At 63.6% G+C, this 15,994-nt stretch carries 13 protein-coding genes, 2 pseudogenes and 1 riboswitch; of the genes and pseudogenes, 4 read left to right on the plus strand and 11 right to left on the minus strand.

Features of this window, described 5'->3' with window-relative positions; translation table 11 throughout:
• Positions 1–49 precede the first annotated feature (49 nt).
• The 7 genes and pseudogenes from G6N44_RS02640 to G6N44_RS02670 all read right to left on the minus strand — a co-directional run bounded on the left by G6N44_RS02640 (position 50) and on the right by G6N44_RS02670 (position 8,111).
• A complete protein-coding gene (locus G6N44_RS02640) occupies positions 50–1,543 on the minus strand; it encodes a serine/threonine-protein kinase (protein WP_197907485.1) in 1,494 nt (497 codons plus the stop codon).
• Positions 1,544–1,863: 320 nt separating this feature from the next.
• Positions 1,864–2,601: a hypothetical protein gene (locus G6N44_RS02645; RefSeq protein WP_131812927.1), complete on the minus strand. Its 738-nt coding sequence runs from the start codon at positions 2,599–2,601 to the stop codon at positions 1,864–1,866.
• A gap of 715 nt (positions 2,602–3,316) precedes the next feature.
• Entirely contained in the window at positions 3,317–3,544 is a 228-nt protein-coding gene (locus tag G6N44_RS02650; protein WP_163660877.1) for a hypothetical protein, read from the minus strand.
• Positions 3,541–3,921, minus strand: coding sequence for a hypothetical protein (locus G6N44_RS02655; RefSeq protein ID WP_064932435.1), 381 nt, complete (start codon positions 3,919–3,921; stop codon positions 3,541–3,543). Before G6N44_RS02655 ends, G6N44_RS02650 begins: the two co-directional genes overlap by 4 nt.
• A 29-nt stretch (positions 3,922–3,950) precedes the next feature.
• A riboswitch (SAM riboswitch) is annotated at positions 3,951–4,060 on the minus strand.
• A gap of 810 nt (positions 4,061–4,870) precedes the next feature.
• Positions 4,871–6,075: pseudogene (locus G6N44_RS02660) on the minus strand (IS4 family transposase).
• 2 nt (positions 6,076–6,077) lie between these two features.
• The gene (locus G6N44_RS02665) at positions 6,078–7,487 is read right to left on the minus strand and encodes an ApeA N-terminal domain 1-containing protein (RefSeq protein WP_163660879.1); all 1,410 of its coding nucleotides are present in this window, start codon (positions 7,485–7,487) and stop codon (positions 6,078–6,080) included.
• Between the two features lie 459 nt (positions 7,488–7,946).
• Positions 7,947–8,111, minus strand: a complete 165-nt coding sequence (locus G6N44_RS02670; protein WP_163660881.1) for a hypothetical protein — start codon at positions 8,109–8,111, stop codon at positions 7,947–7,949.
• 584 nt (positions 8,112–8,695) lie between these two features.
• On the opposite strand from G6N44_RS02670, the gene G6N44_RS02675 reads away from it, so the two are divergent.
• On the plus strand, positions 8,696–9,232 hold the full coding sequence (locus G6N44_RS02675) for a hypothetical protein (protein ID WP_163660883.1): 537 nt from the start codon (positions 8,696–8,698) through the stop codon (positions 9,230–9,232).
• Positions 9,233–9,754: 522 nt separating this feature from the next.
• On the opposite strand, the gene G6N44_RS02680 is transcribed toward G6N44_RS02675, so the two are convergent.
• From G6N44_RS02680 to G6N44_RS02695, 4 genes are all read right to left on the minus strand, one after another.
• Positions 9,755–10,129: a hypothetical protein gene (locus G6N44_RS02680; RefSeq protein ID WP_163660886.1), complete on the minus strand. Its 375-nt coding sequence runs from the start codon at positions 10,127–10,129 to the stop codon at positions 9,755–9,757.
• Positions 10,129–10,488: a hypothetical protein gene (locus G6N44_RS02685; protein WP_163660887.1), complete on the minus strand. Its 360-nt coding sequence runs from the start codon at positions 10,486–10,488 to the stop codon at positions 10,129–10,131. The genes G6N44_RS02680 and G6N44_RS02685 overlap by 1 nt, the downstream gene beginning before the upstream one ends.
• Positions 10,485–11,219, minus strand: a complete 735-nt coding sequence (locus G6N44_RS02690) for a hypothetical protein (protein WP_235682921.1) — start codon at positions 11,217–11,219, stop codon at positions 10,485–10,487. Before G6N44_RS02690 ends, G6N44_RS02685 begins: the two co-directional genes overlap by 4 nt.
• A 122-nt stretch (positions 11,220–11,341) precedes the next feature.
• Positions 11,342–11,962 carry a VldE C-terminal domain-containing protein gene (locus G6N44_RS02695; RefSeq protein WP_235682922.1) on the minus strand — a complete coding sequence of 207 codons (621 nt, stop codon included), beginning with the start codon at positions 11,960–11,962 and terminating at the stop codon, positions 11,342–11,344.
• 380 nt (positions 11,963–12,342) lie between these two features.
• On the opposite strand from G6N44_RS02695, the pseudogene G6N44_RS02700 reads away from it, so the two are divergent.
• The 3 genes and pseudogenes from G6N44_RS02700 (at position 12,343) to G6N44_RS02710 (ending at position 15,994) form a co-directional block, all read left to right on the plus strand.
• Positions 12,343–13,706: pseudogene (locus G6N44_RS02700) on the plus strand (flavin monoamine oxidase family protein).
• A gap of 69 nt (positions 13,707–13,775) precedes the next feature.
• The gene (locus tag G6N44_RS02705; RefSeq protein ID WP_235682923.1) at positions 13,776–15,053 is read left to right on the plus strand and encodes a GlnX family signal transduction membrane protein; all 1,278 of its coding nucleotides are present in this window, start codon (positions 13,776–13,778) and stop codon (positions 15,051–15,053) included.
• Positions 15,053–15,994: a glutamate ABC transporter substrate-binding protein gene (locus G6N44_RS02710; protein ID WP_163660893.1), complete on the plus strand. Its 942-nt coding sequence runs from the start codon at positions 15,053–15,055 to the stop codon at positions 15,992–15,994. Before G6N44_RS02705 ends, G6N44_RS02710 begins: the two co-directional genes overlap by 1 nt.

The following is a 15,994-nucleotide window of genomic DNA, read 5'->3' on the forward strand; positions in this document are numbered from 1 at the left end:
TCTGAGGCCGTGCCACCCGGTGGGCCGGCCGGCGGGCTCGGACGTCTTGTCAAGGAACGATGTCGTTGCACAGGGGATGTGGGCCGTCGGCGTTGCCCCCGGTGCCGATGTAGCCACCGCTGTTAATGCTGTACATGGCTTCCTTGCCGAGGAAGAAGGCGCTCTCGTCACTCAGGCCGTAGCGATTCATCAGCATGCGCTTGAGGTCGGTGGTGTAGTCGGCTCCACCCAAGACTGCCCTGCAGGCGAACGCGGCCTGCTCGGGCGTCCATTGACCACACTTGTCCAGTCGCTGGGGTGAACACCCAGGCCCGTTGGGATTGGGCGCAGGCGTTGTCACCGCCACCGAGGGTGTCGCTACCGGACTCGTCGGAGGGGCAGGCTCCGGCGCAGCAGAAGTCGGGACAGGGGCCGGTGCCGCTGTCGTCGCGGTCGGGGATGGAGCCGATGTGGTCGGCGCATTGTTCGATGTGATGACGGTGGTAGTTGATTGCGGGTGCTGCCAAGGCCGCCACAGCACCCCGGTAACACCGAGCAGCAGCAACACCGCCGCAACCGAGCTGCCGATCAGCCACCGTCTGACCGAGCTAGCAGAGTCGCCACGGGCAGTAGCGCCAACGGGTTTGGACGGGGAAGCCGTGCGGTGGACCCTACGCACTGCGGGGCCAGGGGTGGTGGGCGCTGCACCAACTCTCCGGGTTTGCGGTGCAACGGTTTCGGTGAGTGCACGGGCGTAGTCGGTACAGCATGCGAACCGATTCTCGGGATTCTTGGCCAACGCGGCAGCCAGAACTGGGTCGAGCGATGCGAGTTCGGGTTGTATGCCACCAAGGAGAGGAACTGGCGCACTGAGGTGGCGACTGATGACGACGGCGGGGTTGGTGTTCGGGAAGAGCTGCGACCCGGTCAACAGGTGGTAGGTCGTCGCTGCGAGGGCATACTGGTCGGCCCGCCCATCCATCGAGTCACCCATGAGCTGCTCCGGGGCCGAGTAGGCCACTGTCCCGACTGTCATGTTGGTGGTTGTGATGCCACTGGTGTCATCGAGGGGGCGGGCGATCCCGAAGTCGGCGAGGTAGATCTTGGGGTCATCGGTGTCGAGGTCGGCGACGAGGATGTTGGCGGGCTTGACGTCTCGGTGTAGTAGGCCCTTCTTGTGGGCGTAGTCCAGCGCGCTGGCCACAGCCGTGACGATCGGCAGGACGTGACCGACCGGCATGCCCTGCGGGTAGCGCTGCTCCAGGAGATGGCTGAGGTCGGTGCCGTCGATGTAATCCATCGCGATCCACAGCTGGCCGTCGTGCTCGCCTCGGTCGTGAATGCCGACGATGTGGGGATGGCGCAGTCCCGAGGCGAGATCTGCTTCGCGGATGAACCGCTCCCGAAACGACTCGTCCTGGGAGAACTCGGGGCGTAAGACCTTCAGGGCTTCCTGGCGGGGAAGCCGGGGATGCTGGACGAGGTAGACCTCGCCCATTCCCCCGGACCCAAGCAAACGCAGAATCCGGTACCCGGCGAAGGTCTCACCGATCCGCAGCGGCATGGGCGAATGTTAGCCGCTGCCATCGCCATGCCCGACGACTTCATGTAAACGTGCTTGTTCGCTTGAGCGGTCGGTCACGTCGCCCGCAGTTAGCCGGGCGCATATGGCGAGTCCAAGGGTGTGGTAGGTGCCTTCAGGTGATGTGCACCAAGTTGTGCGAAAGTCTTTCGAGACGCTCGGAACTCGACTCTTACGAGACGGTCACGAGATGCCCGACACCGACACCGCACCTCCAACGACTCGCGCACCACCAAGCAGCATGATGTGTCAACGCTCTTGGCAAGTCCTTCGCGTAGACCGACAGCCCAGGGGCTTAGCCGCTAGCGCATCTCGCCGTCGATAAGCGCTGAAACTGCCTCACGTTCAGCGAGACCTAAGATCAAGCTGGTAGCGGCCATGGTGGTAATGATTGCGTTCACCTCCGTCATATGGGACGGGTCAGCCCAGTGTGCGACGACATGGCGAGACGGCATGGACGGCATCGGCTTCGGAATGTCGGGCCGCCACTCCTCCAACAATGAATGGAGTGGACGCTCAGCGAGTGCCACTCGAAATTCGTTCTTTGCAACGGCTTCTTGAAGTTTGATCTTCACCGAGCCGGTTCGGACGACGTTGTAGTTGAACGTTTTCTTCGACGTTCGCCGGAGCGCCGAGTCGATGACAGAAGTTGCGAGCGTGCAACATGCAGCCACATGCCCAGCTTCCAGAACGTCGATTGCTTCGAGCAAGAGCGGGGGCAGCATGGCCAGCGACTCCGCTACTGGACTTCCGTCGTCAGGATCGAGGGCGTCTCGGCAGTCCTTTAGTATGCGGTCCTTCGAGTCCATCAAGATGTCGAGGCGGTCGCGGCCAGTGTCTGCCGCGACAAGTGCATGGACAATGCTTGGGCACGGAACGAAGGCCAAGGGAATCCCCGTCCCGGTGATGTCCCAAGCCTTTTCGGTGTCAAGGTCGCTCGGCCAGTTGGGTACCCACTCCCGCAAAAATGCGGTGATCTCCCCAAACATGTCATAGGCCGGCACCAGAGACGGCAGCCAGTCCGAGAAGCTTTCGAGCACTGGGAGCACTGTCTCCCGTACCGAGTCGATTACGGGTTGTATCGCGATCCGCAGGTCTTGCACTGTTGTCGCAAGCGCTTGGGTCAACTTTGCGCGGGTCTCTGCGTCGAGGTCTTCCCATCTAGGCGCTGGTGCCCCTTGTCGACCCAGGTTGTAGTCCGGTTCGTCACCCATCGAAGTGACAATCGCTATAAATCACCCCGTCGGCCCGGTCTGCTCCATGGCGAGCCGCGCCAACTCGTCGGCTACGTCGAACAGGGGCGTCGTCGAGAGTTGGTGGTTTGGCTGCTGGCCGTGTTCCAGGCGTATTTGGGAATGTCATCGCCCTCAAAGCTACTGAATGCGGGCAAGATTTGGTGCATCACAATCCGTATTCTCGAGGTGGCGAACAGGATCTTGGAGCACGCGGCTATCGTCACCTCGAACCGTCCAGACTCGTGGGACCGTGCGCAGCAGCCTCGTGGAGACACACGGCGCACTCCACTATGTTGGAACGATCGCGCCGTGGCCTCGAATCCGTTATCGGCGATCTCCCCAGAGTCGTGCACTGGCACACTTGCGCCCGATCCACTCAATCGTCGGTGCGGAATCCGGAGCCGCATTCGAGCGACTGTGACGCTCGATGTCGTCAGGATCGAGGGTCGCAGGGGAGAAGCCCAGCTCAGCTGTCAACACGGCACACAACCGGTGCTCCGGCTCACTGGACGCATATTGCCTAGAGGTCTGCGACATCAGAGCGGCCCTGTTCCTCGGCATCGCACCGCCGCTTCTCCTCCCGATACCACGCCCACCGCCGGTGGATCTCTTCCAGGCCTAGCTTGCCCCGATCGGCGGCGGCGGCCAGCCGATGTTGCGCGATATCGTCCGAGTCGAGGGTGGCGGGCCAAAAGCCAAGTTCCCTTGCCAGCTCGGCACGTAAGCGGCGATCCTGATCCGTACTCACTCCTGGCCCTCTGCGATCTCATCTTCGGTGTGTACCTCTACGTAGCCCACCTCGTCCATCCAGCGGGCGAAGGTGATCTCGGCACGGTGGGCGGGTTCCAAGTCGCAAACGTCCTGCGCGAACTCAGCCTCGATCTCATCGGGGCTGAATACCTCACCGTCGCTGATGCGTCGGAATGCGACCTCGGGGCCAACGCTGGTGTAGATGCCGACAAGAGACGCCTCGATGATGTACTCACGGATGGCAGCATCACCGTGGAGATCGTACTCGCGCTTCAGTAGCTGCTCGTCGTCCAGCTCGGCTATCTCTTCGCGTAGCGCTGCAACAAGCTCGTGGTCGATCCAGACGATGTCGGTGGTGGTGTCGCTGTACAGCACGGGCAAGCTCCTCAACAGGGGCCTCCGAAGAGACGCTCTTCCTCACACCGGTTGGTGCGCGGCACCTCGTCATCCGGGCCACCTATGAACGTGGGGTTGGCGGACCGCTAGCCGGAGCTTGACGCGGCATCTCCTGAAGCTCAGGGAGATCAACGACATTCGGGCCGTCTACATTCCGTGAGTCGTGCGGGCACTACAGCGACTGTGTGGCGCATCAAAGCGGTTAATGACGATTCACCCGGTACTTACTTGAGGCGGAGAGTTCCGAATAATCCCTGGCCAGGGCAAAGGTTCTCGCTAGAAGTACCGATACGACACGGGATTGAGTCCTTTCGGGTGCTCAACGATTTCACTTCATCTATAGGGCGACTGCCAACCCTACTGCAGCACAACAAAATTACGGTGCCGCGTGCGCGCCGCGCGGCACCGGTCATACGATCGGCGTTGACTTCGTGACTGCCGAATGTCGCAACGACCACTTCAGTTTTGAAGCCCGACTCTGTGCGTGACTGCCGCATCACTCGCCAGGCTTTTGCTATCCAGCCCCACCCGCGAGTGTTACCGCTGGCGCGAGGTCGAATAACATCCAGTACGTTTCGGAAAGAATAGCTGAGGTTGGGTCTGCTGCACGGATAGATGACCACTGAGACGGCTTGCCCGGGTGGGCGGGCTGGCGGAATGGCCATCATGCGAGGCCCTAGGTGGACTCGTTGTCACGCGTGCCCAAATCGGTGTTAACCCCAATACCGTTCAGTTAAGGGCGGTGATTCTGATATGCGGCGGATGCTCGGGTTGAGGCCAGTGTTGGTGCGCAGTCCTTTTGACGTGCCACCTGGGCATTTTGCGTTTGATCACGCGGGGTGCTGAGCGGGAGCGCCGTGCTGGGTTGAGTCGACCAAGGAGTCGGTGCACGAACGCGCGCCAGTGCCGGTCGGCTGATCGTCGCTGGTTAGGGGGAAAAAGCGCCCTGCTGGGCGACGGATTGACGGGCGATACGCAGTGCCGCGGTGAAACTGACCAGATCGGGGTCACGGCCGGCGTGCGCGGCGGCCTCGCCCATCAGTGATCGAATTGCATAGTGGCAGCACAGATATCCCCAGATCTCCTGCAGGACGAGATCTGGGGATTTCAGCGCAACACCACCTTGGATCCACGTTGGTGGGTCTTGAGTTCGTCGAAGACGCTTTCGATCTCCCACCGTTGGGCATACGCGGTCGCCAGCACATCAGCAGGAGCTTCGGCGGGATCGAGCAAGGTCGTCATGAGTCGATAGACGGTGGGATTGTCGCGGCCATCATCAAGGGTGTAATCGATGACCCGCGCCAGCATCGGCTCGCTATGACGATCCTTGGACGCACGCAGATGCGCCAACCATGAACCGTCGGGCAGGTCTTCGACGTGTATCGGCGTCGGCCCGTTGCGTCCCGTGCTCACCCGCCACAGCAGGTCGCATCCGGTGTCAGAAGTATTGCGCCACAGAGCGTATGAAAAGAAACCGCGGTCGGCCAACAGCAGCATCCCCGGACTCAGCGCACCCCGTACACGCTCAACCATCGAGGCTTCAGAGTCCCGATAGGCGCCGATCGTGGCCGCAAAGATAGCGTGCGTACCGCACTCGGCGACAGCCAACAACCTCGCCTGCGGGAACGCCGACTTCTCGCCCTTGCTCACTGCGGGCCGACCGAAGAACTCGTCATTGACCGGGGTATCCGCCACATCAACGCACGTTCCGTCGATGGCGACCACTCGCCGCCGGGCCACCCACGTCCCTGGCGTATCAGGCCCACCCAACGGCTGAGCCACCCGCTCGAACAACGCCGCCAGCGGTGCCGATCCCAACCGCTCCCGAGCCTGAAAGATCGCCGACTTACCAGGCAACCGATACTGTTCGCGCCACCCCGATGCCCAGGCCAAACCATCAGTGAGCTGGGCCAACACATCCTCATACGAACCCTCGGAATACAGGCCCATCCCGATCGCGAAATAGGCCATCACCCGCGCCGGCAACGCACGATGACGCACCTGCATACGACCCGACGCCTCAATCACCTCATCGACCAACGCCGGCGGAAACACCCGCGTCAACACACCCACCGACACCAGATCCGACAACCGCCGATCCGACTCAGGCTTACGCCAACCCGCACGAGGCATGACTACAAACTACACCCTTGTAGTCTTAACTGAACGGTATTGGTGTTAACCCCCCATGGGCTGCCTGCGAGCAGCATCCGCGTGTTCGCGAGGTGATGACCGTACGACGATGAATCGCGATACCCCTCTTGCATTGTAGGAACATCGAATCCGGCTTTGTTTAGCATGTTCGTCCGCAGCACCCACGCGATGGAGTAGCTCAGCGCGACGAGCAAGTCCAGAAACTGGTCGGCGTCAACGTCATCAGGCAGCGACGGCTGATGAGCCATGAGGTTGCGTGCCGTTGACACAGCATTTGGCCAATCTGCAAAACCGGCGCCAAGACTCGGGATCGAGCGTCGGGCGTCGGTCAGCAAGTCTTCCATGCGGCTGCGAAAGGTCTGTTCGTTTATGTGTGAGAACGCTTCATTGATTGCTTTACCGAACTCGGCACGGTCTTCGTCTGAGTACTCGGGCTCCGTCATCCTCGTGAGCGCGGCCTCACGGGCGAGGCGGCGCATTTTCTCGATCCTGCTGCTTGACAATCCCTTTACGCGCTTTTCACCCTGGCCAAACAGGCGCCGGTGTAGTCCTTCGGCGACCGATCCAAGCGTCAGCACGCGTGTCTGAATTGCAACGCCAGGAAGGTCGTCCAGGACAGCAGCGTCGAGTCCTTGAGTCTCGTGACGGAAATCAATCCACGTTGCGAACTTCTCGGCGGTGAGGTGCTGCGTGCCTATCAGGGGATGGCCAGACTTCTTGACGGATTGTTGGCCGCGATCGACGATCCGCCATGCCCCTTCGGCCTCGGTCCGAACCTGTACGTTCGCGTCCGTCACTTCGTTCGTCGTGGCCAGTTCGATCAGCGTCGTGACTGCGTTAATCACTCCGGAGTCGAGATCGCCCAACGTCGCTCCAGTCAAGGCCGTAAATTCGAACCATCGCGTGCCGTCTTCGTTGTAGATGCGCAGGTGATCGCCGCTGAGGCTTTGCGCCTCGTCCTCGGCGTCTCCCCACCAAGACGCGGACACAACCTGAAACCTGACTGAGTGGTATACCTCGTCGGCCTTGATGTGCTCGCCGATGACGGCGTACCTAGCGCGGAACTGTTGGTGTGCCTCACTCGGCTCACGAAGGAACCCGAGCCTTCGGCTGCCGCCCTGCGCGCCAACGAGTGTGACCCGGGTGCCGTCAGCAAGTTCGCCGTGGATCGTCCTCTCCTGAAAGTCGGCGACGTGATGCTCCGGGTCGCCCGAAATGGCGACCATCGCCCCGCCGGTGGGCGTCCGGGTGAACGAGAACCGTCTCTCGATGAAGATCGCCTTATCCGTCTCCAACGTCGGGCGATCGTCACCGCCGGTGAGCAGTTGGCCCGGCACCCGCCGTTCGGTTGTATCGATCTGCCAGAACGTGCCTGCCGACGGTGAATCCATCCGCCGAGTATGCATCGGGCTACTGACATGCCAGCCGCGTCATCTCAACCGGCGGCAAACCACGATGGTCGCCCGGGGAGAACCCGAGTAAGGACATCGGGTCGCGCAGCCAGACACCAGATGTGGCGGATAGCAACGTGGATAGCAACGCGTTTCAATCCACCTGTATCCGTGGCTGTCCGGCGAGAACCGGATACCGGGCTTGACGTGCGACAACGGGGCGCCGGCGTACATTGGCGGACCCGCTAGACGACACTGGGGGTCAAGTGGTCGCAGGTTCAAATCCTGTCAGCCCGACAGACTAAAACCCGCTCTGACCAGTGTCGGAGCGGGTTTCTGCATCTCGGGATAGTGCCCATCGAGGCGGTCCGGTGTCCCAGTGGCCCAAGAGTGTCCCAGTAGCGCAGAGCAAGCAGGTCGCTCGACGTACAGGTATGCGCCGCATATGCTGCGCTACTGCTATTGAGCCGCATCATCGATTGCCTTCTTCAAGACAACAGCGGCGTAAGCGACTCTGTTGGTCAGCGAAGCGTTCCTCACATCAACTTCATCCTCTGCGACCTGAGGAAGTTGGTAGTCCGCCCAGGTCTCCTTCGGAACTAGTTGGCTGAACTCGGTCGTCATGAATTCGTGAATACTGTGCCCCCCAAGCGCGTCGGGTTGAATTACAACGAACCGCGCGCCCAACTCGGGGTGCCAGCTGGTGCAATCGTCGCCTTCCATCCGCCTCGCTTGCTGACCGTGACGAGGCGTCGGTTTTGCAAGGCCGCCGCAGTCGCCTTATAGCCGGTGTTGGTCCATCGACCGTCGGGACAGCCGTCACCGATCCACCGGAGCACATCGAGCTGGCGTGTGTTGAGCGGAGTGTCTAGCGCCATCGAGAAATTCTCAGCGACCGACTACCACGGCGCGACCCGAGAATGCGACGGTGGCGAAAGCCCAACTCCGAACCTCGGCGAGGCGTACTCGTACCGTTCCATGAGGAAGGTTGTCAGCACCTGTCAATCGGGTCACGGTGAGCGCAACGGTAGATGCTGCGAAAGGTTGCGAGGTTGCCCGATGCCGCGGGACAACAAAGCCCGTCGTCATGTCGGTGGTCTTTGCTATGGTTCCGCGCGTTGACGGCGATGAGACGGAGGGGTGCGGTGGCAACGGCAGACTACAAAGATGCTGTGCAAAGGACCTGCTCAAACGATGAAGGCTCGGCGATGACTCGCCTGAACAAACAGGAATTCCAAGCCTGGGCGTACGACGACCTCCTCACGAACACCACCCGCGGAGTGCTGGCCGAGTACATCGTGGCCAAAGCACTCGGCATACACAAGACCAAGCGCCTCGAATGGGACCAGTACGACCTCGACGTCGACGGTGTCGGCGGGGTAGAGGTGAAATCGGCTGCCTACGTGCAAACGTGGGAGCAAGCCCGGATTTCACAGATCACGTTCGGCATCCGCCCCGCACAGGGCTGGAACGCCCGCACCAACACCTATGCGGACAGTGTGAAGCGAAGCGCCGATGTGTACGTCTTCTGCCTGCTCGAGGGTGAGGACCGCCAACATATCGACCCGCTCGACGTAGCGCAATGGACCTTCTATGTGCTGCCGACGAGTGTTCTCAACCGAGAAGTTAAGGACCAGAAGACGATTCGGCTCGGACCGCTGAAGGCCCTCCGTCCGCGCCAGTGCACCTACCACGAGCTCAAGGCCGCTATTCACGAGGCAGCAGCGGTCAATCGCGCTGCCTAACTGAAGCGTCGTCCGCTGTCGCATCGACGCCCACAGCGGCGCGGTGCCGCCGGTGCACGCCACCGCGCCGGCAACAAGGGTGGTGATGATTCATCTGACGCGATATGCAGTGGTTAGCCCCCGACATAGTTGGGGATTATCGGAGTCGGCAACGACGACACGGCGAGGTGAATCTCTCGTCGCTGCATGACAGGGGTGCTTCAGTTGGATCGGTCCTCTAATCACGACCACGATTTGGAGGTATCCGGTCACCTGTTCGATTTCGGGCCTGTCGGGTGGTTCGTTGTCACGGATTGTCACAACACAGGTGACACGCCCTGGGAAGCAGGGGACACCGGGGGACGGTTTTCCAAGCTCGTTGGGAATGCTGACACGCCCTAGGACGTAGGGGGACGCCTCTGGGTGGACTGGGGGTCAAGTGGTCGCAGGTTCAAATCCTGTCAGCCCGACAAAGATTTACGCAGGTGAGAGGCGGTTTCGGAGAAATCCGGAGCCGCCTTTTCTCATTGCCTGGCTCGGCCGTCATGTACGTCGACGTCGGGCGAGGAACACGAAGACCACCGTGGCGATGACCCGGACGACGACGTTCGCGATCAGCACGGTACTTGCGCCCTCCATGAGCATGTACCTGACCTCAAGGATTGCGGTCGCACCGTGAAACGCCGCGAAGCATACGGCGATGAACCGGACGGCGTCCGCGTCGCGTAGGCGCGCGGCCCCGATGGACAGCACGCCGATACCGAGTTCGGCAGCGGCCAGGAAGTACGAGAGCAGGTACTCGGTGGATCCGAGCGTGATGCCCACGGTGGCCGGGATGGCCGCCGGGCGGACGACAAGCACGACGGCCGCGGCAAGTGTCACCACACCGTGGACGATGAAGACCGCCCGCGTGAACATCACTGTCCCGATGCCCGCCGGACCTCGGCTTCGCGCGACACCAATTCGAGGCTGTCACCGATGTCCACCGTCACCTCCGCCGCCGTGGCCTGGAACAGGCCGTAGAAGTCATTGGTCCTGGCGAAGGTGTGTGCACGGGAGAAGAGCGGCTGCACGTCGAACACCTTCACCCGAAGCTTCTCTCGCGTGAGTCTGCCCAGTTCCCGGCCGGATTCGGGATCGGTGATCACCTGATCCGACTCGGACTGCACGGCAAAAACCATGCCTGGCGTCACACCCGCCTCAGCCCCACGATTGATGACCAACGTGTAGTCGTCCTCGACGAGGGCGACCTGACCGGAGAGGGTGTGCTCGGTCATGATGCGGCCAGGGAACTGTTTTCGCGCAACGATGTTGACGCGGAGCCCACCCGAATTCGGGGCCGCGCGTCGTGGTCGCCCACGGCCGGCAACGCGTCGAGGGGGCTCGCTGTGTCCTGTTCTGTGCCGAGTGTGAGTTCGACCGCGGTCTTGGCCTGGAACAGGGCGATCATCGCGTGTTGTTGACGTTCGGCGCCAAAAGCGTTGAGCGCCAGCGCGAGCTTCTTGTCGACGTATTCGATCGAACGCTGCAGGTCTGGCACCGAGGCCACCCGGCCTTCCGAGCGCGGTGCGGGTTGGATGCCGAGTCCGCCGTACCAACGGTGTGCGAGCGCACCGAGGGCGAACGAGCACACCGGGATCACCACGACGATGCACGCGAGGCCGAGAGAGTTCTGCATGGCGATCGCGCCGACGATGCCCAGCAGCACGGTTACGCCCACCGCGGTCACCATGCGCACGGCCGGGGGCACAGCCTCGATCGCCACCGACAGTTGCCGCACGCTGCGGGCGACGTAGCGGGCAATGTCGGCGAGGAACGCGATGATGGCGGTTACGGCGTTGCGGGCGATCCGTCCGGCCTCATCGGCGTGCTGGCGCGTCACCGGGGATTTCGGCATCGTCCAGACGCGCTGTTGCGTGGACGGCGAAATGGCAACTGTCTCGGGTTCGCTGCGCACCTCGCCGGCGTCCGGCCCGACCGTCGGAGGCGCGGGCTCAGCGTTGGTCACATTCGCATCATCAGCCACATCTGCATCATCGCGCTGTTGCTCACGATGATGGTTCCGGCGCGCCGATGAACGGCAATTCACAGCGACTTAGACGGGACACCGGCTCGGGTGTGCCGGCCGAACTACGTCAGATACGTTTCGTTTCCGGTGGGGAATCCGCCGCCGTTCGTGGCGATGTGGACGTGGTCGTAGTGGTTGGCGGTGGGGCCGCCGCGGTCCGACATCATTCGCGGAGCCCTGCCGTGGGAGTAGATCTGCTGCCGGAAGATCACATGGTTCACGCTGAAACGATCCGCATTGTCGAGGGCGTACGCGACGATCCGGTCTCCGAGCGCCTTACCTTCCGGGGTGGCGTAGTTCGGGATCATCACGTCGATCGCCTGCCCATTGGGGTGCCACTTCATCGAATCGGCCCGGACCCCGCCGATGTCGAGAATCTGGGGGAAGCGTGCGCTGACGGCGCGGGCCGCCAGGATGGTCTCGACCTGTAGGCCCTTTTCCGGGGCGCGACCCGCAGGCAGCGGGAACCTCATGTTCCGGCGCACGGCGCGCTCGGGCGGTGCAACCGGAGCCGCAGGGGCGGCGGCCGGCCGGACGGCCGCTACGGGCACGACCTCGGCATCGCGCGTGGCGGTCGGCGCGGCGTCTGCGCCGACGACGATGAGTGCGGCGGCAGGCGCGACCACCGCAGCCATGGCTGCGGACCGGCGGCGCCGATCCATCTTGAACTGGTGTCTACCCACGAGGACCGGACCCTACCGGCGGGACGGACGATCACCGGAATCGCGGAGTTGTCTGGTGCTGTCGATGGCAACCAGTTCGTCGACCAGGCGTCAACCATGGCTTGACGCACCTGGGTGTGGCGGGAAGGCGAGGTGGGCATCGGGTGATTCCGGGCGAACAACCAGGTCAGGAATCCTCGCACGGACTGCTGCCGGTCCGGATATGGGGGGTGGGCGTGACGTTCGGGGCCGTCCCAATTCGGCTCGATCGGAGTGATCCGTCCCCGGGCGGGCAAAACGTGTGGCATTTACCACAGCTGTCGGTCAACAGTGCCTCCGGGGCGGCCGGTGACGGCGTAATTTGAGCGAATCTGGCCCGTCGAAAACGGGGAGGGTGATCCATGACCGAGGTCGACTGTTGCGTAGTGGGTGCGGGGTTCGCGGGCCTGACCGCGGCCCTGCGGTTGAAGCAGGCGGGCCGCACCGTGGCGCTGCTGGAGGCCCGTGATCGGGTTGGTGGCCGCACCTTCACCGAGGTGCTGCCGGACGGCACGTGGATCGACCGGGGCGGGGCCTGGATCGGACCGGGGCAGGATCGAATCAAAGCCCTGATGGTGGAGTTCGGCGTCGACGAATACAAGGAGTACGTCGACGGCAACGCGATGATGGTCCTCGACGGCAAGCAGCACCGCTATTCCGGCACGATTCCGTGGGCGATGAGCCCGTGGGCGATCGCCAACCTCGGCGCCGGATTACTCGAGGTGGAGCTCATGTGCAAGACGATTCCTTTCGACGCCCCGTGGGAGGCGAAGAAGGCCGTCGAGTGGGACCGGATCAGCTTGGGCGAGTGGATCAACCGTCATATGCGCTCCAAGCAGGCCCGCGAGATGCTCGAGATGGCGCTCGCCGGCATCTATACCTCGACGGGAGCCGAGGTGTCGTTGTTGTGGGCGCTGCACCAGATGGGTCGGGCGGCGGGCCTGGCTTCGTCATCTCCAACCGGGGCGGTGCCCAGGATGCTCGGGTGCGCGGCGGCATGGGCGCCATATACGGGCCGATGTCCACCGAACTGGTTGAGGCACTGCATCTTTCGCAGCCGGTGCACCTCATCGCGCAGGACAACGATGGTGTGACGGTCCACGCCGACGGAATGACGGTGCGGGCGCGGCAGGCGATCGTCGCGGTCCCGTTGGCCGTGGCGAGCCAGATCGTCTATGAACCGATGCTTCCCGTCGACCGGATGTTTCTTCATCAACGGATGCCCAGCGGGGCGGTCTTCAAGATCTCGGTCGTCTACGACACGGCGTTCTGGCGCGAGGACGGGCTGTGTGGGCAGTCCGCTGCTCCGGGCAGCGCTGCCACGTTGACCATCGACGCGTGCACCGATACCGGTACCCCGGGGATCATGTGCGTCATCACCGAAGGACCTGCCGCCCGCCGGCTCGGTCTGCTCGACGCCGCGGAACGCAAATCGGTGGTGATCGGCGAATTGATCGACCGGTTCGGTCCGAAGGCGGCGTCCCCGCTCAGTTATCACGAGCAGAACTGGACAGTGGAGCGCTATTCGGGTGGCGGGATGATCAGTCACGCACCGCCGGGGGTGCTGACCGAATTCGGTCATGCCCTCCGGGAGCCGTGCGGGCGCATTCACTGGGCCGGCACGGAGAGTTCGGCGGTCATGTGCGGCTGGATCGACGGTGCGGTTCGTTCGGGCGAACGCGCCGCCGCGGAGGTGTTGGCCGCCGAGAACGTGGCGGCAGCGTAATTGGCCCGCGTAGCGCCCCGACGAGGGTTACCGTGCAATTCGGCGGCGTTCGATCGCGAGGTGATGCCGATGCGCACACTCGACGAGTCCGTGCTGGCCGATGTCGACGAACAAGACCGGCCGGTCGTCGATTTCCTGCGGGCCACACCGGGCCGGATAGCGGTGCTGGCGGTGTTTCTGGTTACGGCAGTTCTCATCGTGGGTGTCGCAGCGTCTGTGACGGAGTCCAGCCGGCAACGCCAACTGGCGACCCTGCGGTCGCACACCGAACCGCTGGCCGATGCAGCGCAACGGATCTACGGTGCGCTGTCGTCGGCCAACACCACCGCGGCCACCGCGTTTCTGGCCGGCGGCGTCGAACCGCCCGAGGTCCGCAAGCGTTACGACGCTGCGATAGGGGAGGCGTCGGCCGGTCTGGTCACCGCATCGAATGGGGTGTCGCCCAACGACATTCCATCGCTGACGTTGCTCACCGACCTGTCCAACCAGCTGGCGGTGTACACCGGCATGATGGCGACCGCTCGTGCGACCAACCGCGGCGGCCGCCCGATCGGCGTCGGGTACCTCAGCGAATCGTCCACACTGCTGCAGCAGTCCATCCTGCCCGACGCCGAGCGGCTGTACCGGACGCAGGCCGATGCCGTCACGGCAGCGGGACGGTCGACGGCCACACCACCGGTGTTGATCGCGGGAGCCGCACTCGTGGTGGGGTTGTTGGTGCTGGCGCAGGTCTATCTCGCCAGGCGCAGTCATCGGCGCCTCAACCCTGGTCTGGTGATGGCGTCGGTGTTGATGGCCGCGCTCGCGGTGTGGTTGGCCGTGGCCGGACTGATGGTGACGCACGCGGTCAGCAGCGCCCGCATCGAAGGCGGTGAGCCACTGGAATCGGCGGTGACGGCCCGGATTCTGGTTCAGCAGGCCCGTGCCGACGAGATCCTCGGACTGCTCAAACGCGGGTCCGATCCGCTCTCCGACATCCGATTCGAACAGCGCACCGCCGATGTCGGCCGGATACTCGACGGCCATCCGGTGATCGGGGCGCAGGACGCGTTGCGTGCCTGGACGGCATCGCACGCCGAGGCCCGGCGAACATTGGGCCGCGGCAACTACGCCGAGGCCGTGGCGATCGCGCGGGACGACGGGCCGCAGCAGTCCACGGCCCAGTTCGGCCGGCTCGACGAGGCGTTGGGGGCCGACATCGCCCGCCTGCGCGATCGGCAGCGCGACGGCCTCACCCGCGCCTACGAGGCGCTGAGCGCACTCCCGGCCGGTGCCGCAGCCATCAGTGTGCTGGCCGCACTAGCGGTGGCCGCCGGTGTCGCACCGAGGTTGAGCGAGTATCACTGATGCGAGCCGTTGCCGGACTTCTCCTGCTCGCCGCGACGGTGATGGGAGGATGTTCCGCGGCGCAACCGCTCGCCGAGGTGTCCGCCTCGCGCACCACGCTGCCGCTGCCCAGCGGGGCCGCCGTGACATCACACGTGCCAGGTGTTCCTGTCGAGAGTTGCGATGCCACAGCGAGTTTGCATCCGTCGACGGTGTCTGGCCCGGCGGTGCAGGCGATTCGGCAACGGGGCCGACTGGTGGTCGGTATCGACCAGAGCACCAATCTGTTGAGTTTTCGCGATCCGGTCTCAGGTGAACTGCGCGGCTTCGACGTCGACATCGCCCGCGAGGTGGCCCGCGATCTGCTCGGCGATCCCACCAGGGTGGAGTTCCGCCTGCTGACCTCACCCGAGCGCATCAGTGCGCTGCAGGACGGCTCGGTCGACATCGTCGTGAAGGCCATGACGATCACCTGTGCCCGTGCGGAGCAGATCGCCTTCTCCACGGTGTATCTCGACGCGCACCAGCGGTTGCTGGTGCCGAAGGATTCGCCGATCGACGGGCCCGCAGATCTGGCCGGGAAACGGGTGTGTTCACAGGTGGACACCACCTCCCTGGCGACTGTCGCCCGGGTGGCACCCGACGCGACCCTGCTCGCGGTTCAGAATTGGGACGACTGCCTGGTGGCACTGCAGCAGGGGCAGACCGATGCGGTCAGCACCGACGACTCGATACTGGCCGGCATGGCGGTGCAGGATCCCAACCTGCACCTGGTGGGCCCCGGCCTGGAGGCCGAGCCCTACGGCATCGGGATGAACAAAGCCCGCGAGGATCTGGTCCGGGCAGTCAACGGCACCCTGGAACGGATCCGGCGCGACGGCACCTGGTCGTCGCTGTACCGGAAGTGGCTCAACGTTCTCGGCGATGCGCCGCGTCCGCCGGAGCCGAGGTACCGGGACTGA

It is taken from the genome of Mycolicibacterium alvei (assembly GCF_010727325.1).
GTDB lineage: Bacteria > Actinomycetota > Actinomycetes > Mycobacteriales > Mycobacteriaceae > Mycobacterium > Mycobacterium alvei.

Coding starts and splice junctions, on each gene's coding strand:
- G6N44_RS02705 (WP_235682923.1), top strand. CDS start 13,776: ATGCGCACACTCGACGAGTCCGTGCTGGCCGATGTCGACGAACAAGAC.
- G6N44_RS02675 (WP_163660883.1), top strand. CDS start 8,696: ATGACTCGCCTGAACAAACAGGAATTCCAAGCCTGGGCGTACGACGAC.
- G6N44_RS02685 (WP_163660887.1), bottom strand. CDS start 10,488: ATGACCGAGCACACCCTCTCCGGTCAGGTCGCCCTCGTCGAGGACGAC.
- G6N44_RS02670 (WP_163660881.1), bottom strand. CDS start 8,111: ATGACGACCGAGTTCAGCCAACTAGTTCCGAAGGAGACCTGGGCGGAC.
- G6N44_RS02665 (WP_163660879.1), bottom strand. CDS start 7,487: ATGGATTCACCGTCGGCAGGCACGTTCTGGCAGATCGATACAACCGAA.
- G6N44_RS02640 (WP_197907485.1), bottom strand. CDS start 1,543: ATGCCGCTGCGGATCGGTGAGACCTTCGCCGGGTACCGGATTCTGCGT.
- G6N44_RS02680 (WP_163660886.1), bottom strand. CDS start 10,129: ATGTTCACGCGGGCGGTCTTCATCGTCCACGGTGTGGTGACACTTGCC.
- G6N44_RS02710 (WP_163660893.1), top strand. CDS start 15,053: ATGCGAGCCGTTGCCGGACTTCTCCTGCTCGCCGCGACGGTGATGGGA.